General features: G+C 52.4%; 3 protein-coding genes. All 3 read left to right on the forward strand.

Going from position 1 to position 3333, the window contains the following annotated elements; genetic code table 11:
• On the forward strand, positions 1–1650 hold a 1650-nt coding region (locus QVO39_RS01910; RefSeq protein WP_288171527.1), incomplete at its 5' end, for a DNA translocase FtsK.
• A 2-nt stretch (positions 1651–1652) separates the two neighbouring features.
• Positions 1653–2267, forward strand: coding sequence for a hypothetical protein (locus QVO39_RS01915; RefSeq protein WP_288171528.1), 615 nt, complete (start codon positions 1653–1655; stop codon positions 2265–2267).
• Positions 2268–2296: 29 nt separating this feature from the next.
• Positions 2297–3247, forward strand: a complete 951-nt coding sequence (gene trxB / locus QVO39_RS01920; protein ID WP_021902783.1) for a thioredoxin-disulfide reductase — start codon at positions 2297–2299, stop codon at positions 3245–3247.
• Positions 3248–3333 lie beyond the last annotated feature (86 nt).

Below are 3333 nucleotides of genomic sequence, written 5' to 3' on the forward strand. Positions count from 1 at the left end.
CCTGCCCCTATCATCCACAGGAGTGAAGCGGGAGATGGGGTGGATATGGTGGTGATGGACAACCGTAGCATGCAGGACGAGGTGACCAGTGCCGAGCTACGTGCCAAGCAACTGGTGGAGGAGCAGGGGGAGTATGACCCTACCCTAGAGCTGGCGGGCTTTGAGATGCCTTCGGCTGACCTCCTCAAGAAGTATGAGCAGCAAAATGAGGAGATAGATACGGAGGAAATAGAGCAGAATAAGCGGCTGATCACCACTACTCTGGAGAGTTTCAGGATAGGGATTAAGTCGATTAGTGCCACGGTGGGCCCTGCCATTACGCTCTATGAGGTGGTGCCAGAGGAGGGCATCCATATCTCTCGTATCCGTGGGCTGGAGGATAATATCTCTATGAGCCTTTCGGCGATGGGGATTCGTATCATTGCACCGATGCCGGGCAAGGGGACGATCGGTATGGAGGTGCCAAATAAAAAGCCTCAGGTGGTGAGTATGCGTTCGGTGATTCTCTCCAAGAAGTTTGCCGAGAGTACCGCGGCCTTGCCAGTGGCGCTTGGGCGTACGATCACCAATGATGTCTTTGTCTTTGACCTTGCCAAGACGCCACACCTCCTGGTGGCAGGAGCAACGGGTCAAGGTAAGTCGGTGGGTCTGAATGCTATTATCACCTCTTTGCTCTACAAGCTTCACCCCTCGGAGCTGAAGTTTGTGATGGTGGACCCTAAGATGGTGGAGTTTAGCCCTTATCGTCAGATTGAGAAGCACTATATGGCGAAGCTACCCAATGAAGATCAGGTAATCATCACCGATCCTAAGCGGGTGCAAGGGACGCTGGAATCGCTCTGTGTGGAGATGGACGACCGCTATGAGCTACTCTCGTCGGCGCATGTGAGGAATATCAAGGAGTACAATCAGAAGTTCAAGCAACGGCTGCTCAATCCGGAGAAGGGGCATAAGTTCCTTCCCTACATTGTGCTGATCATTGATGAGTATGGCGACTTGATGCTCACGGGAGGTAAGGAGATCGAGGCACCGATCACCCGCTTGGCACAGAAGGCGAGAGCGGTAGGTATTCATGCGATTATCGCTACACAGCGACCCATGGCGTCGATTATCACGGGGGCTATTAAGGCAAACTTCCCTGGGCGACTTGCCTTTAAGGTCTCTTCGGGTATTGATTCTAAGATTATCCTAGATGCTCAGGGGGCTAATCGTCTGATTGGCCGTGGCGATAGCCTTTTCACTACGGGCAACGACCTCACCCGTGTGCAGTGTGCCTTTGTAGATACCCCTGAGGTGAATAGTTTGGTGAAGTTTATCTCTGACCAGAGAGGGTTTAGGGAGGCGTACGAACTACCCGAGGTGAAGCCTGAGGGTAGTGACCTTGCTGGTTCTCTGGCTACTGGCGAGCTAGATCCTAGCAATTGGGACGAATTCTTTGAGGCGGCGGCCCGAAGGATTGTTTTGGACAATCGCCCTTCGGCCAGCTACATTCAGCAGATATTTGGAGTGGGTTACAACCGTGCCTCTCGTATTATGGTGCAGTTGGAGCATGCGGGTATTATCTCGGGTGCTGATGGCAATAAACCTCGTGAGCTTCTCATCACTACGGAGGAGCAGTTGGAGCAGTTTTTTGAAGAAAATAGAAAGTAACGATGATGGGTATAAGGAGATGGCTACTGGCGTTGCTTCCACTGTTATTTGCCTTTTCGGCCGAAGCACAGGAGCAGACGCTACAAAAAGCAAAGCGATATTTAGATGCCTCTAAAGGTCTACAGATAGAGTATCAGCTGACGATTGGGGAGGATAGTGAGCAGGGAAGTTACTATGCACTAGGCGAGGACTTTTGTCTGGAGAGCCCTTCGATACGTGCGTGGCACCAAGGGGGTAACTTGTGGGTCTACATTCCGCAGAATGGGGAGGTCAATCTTACCCAGCCTTATAAGGAGGACCTACTAGAGCTCAACCCTCTCTTAAACCTTAACCGTATTTCTGCCAAGACCTTTAACCTCAAGGAGTCGACCACAGGGGCGGTGACGACCATTAAGGCGACCCCTAAGCAGAAGGAGGAGATAGAGTGGCTAGAGGTGCACCTCAATAGCCAGTGCAAACCGCTCTCTATGCGGGTGAAACAGAGGAGTATATCGGTGCCGATTGTGCTGAAGGTGACTAAGCTACGGCAGAGTGCCACGGCTCAGATGAAGCAGAAGGGCTTCTTTCGCTTTGATGCGAACAAACTCCCAGGGGTGGCGGTTATAGATTTAAGGTAACTGTTTAATGACTAATAAGATATAGAGATATGGAAACAATCAAGACGAAGCTACTCATCATAGGGGGCGGACCAGCAGGATATACTGCAGCGATCTATGCCTCAAGGGCTAATCTCTCTCCCGTGCTAGTGGAGGGAATGCAACCAGGCGGGCAATTGACTACTACCACTGATGTGGAGAACTTCCCCGGCTATCCCGAGGCGGTGAATGGCACTCAGATGATGATGGATATCAAGAAGCAGGCGGAGCGCTTCGGCACCGATATGCGTGATGGTGAGGTGACAAAGCTCGACCTCTCAAAGCGTCCGTTTAAGGTGGAGATCAATGGTGGCGACTCTGAGATTATTGCCGAGAGCATCATCATCGCCACTGGTGCAAGTGCCAAGTACCTAGGTCTGCCCGATGAGCAGAAGTATATGGGTATGGGCGTTAGCGGTTGTGCCACTTGCGATGGCTTCTTCTACCGTGGTCAGGATGTGGCTGTGGTAGGCGGTGGAGATACCGCCTGCGAGGAGGCTCTTTACCTCTCTCAGATCTGTAAGAAGGTCTACCTCATGGTGCGTCGTGATGAGCTACGTGCCTCAAAGGTGATGCAGGACCGTGTGCTGAAGAAGGAGAATATTGAGGTGCTCTGGAAGCAACAGGCCGAAGGACTTTATGGGGAGAATGGCGTCGCTGGTGTCCATGTGGTGAAGAATAAGGGCGAGGCGAATGAGGAGCGTTATGACCTACCAGTACAAGGCTTCTTCCTCGCCATCGGGCACAAGCCTAATGTCGACTTCCTCGGCGGGCAGATTGAGCTCGACAAGCAGGGGTATATCCTCACGAAGGACGGTATGCCTAATACCAATGTAGAGGGCGTCTTTGCTGCAGGTGATGTGGCTGACCCTCACTTCCGCCAAGCGATTACCGCTGCGGGTAGTGGCTGTAAAGCTGCGATGACGGCGGAGCGTTTCCTCGGCGAAAACCCACTGAAGTAACGACTTTGCACGCTGAGTTCCACTGCAAAGGACCTCGCAGAGGTCCGATTTGTCGTAGCCCCCATTCAAGGGCGTAGCCCGATGAA

The sequence above is a fragment of the Porphyromonas sp. CAG:1061 genome, from assembly GCF_000435035.1.
GTDB lineage: Bacteria > Bacteroidota > Bacteroidia > Bacteroidales > Porphyromonadaceae > Porphyromonas_A > Porphyromonas_A somerae.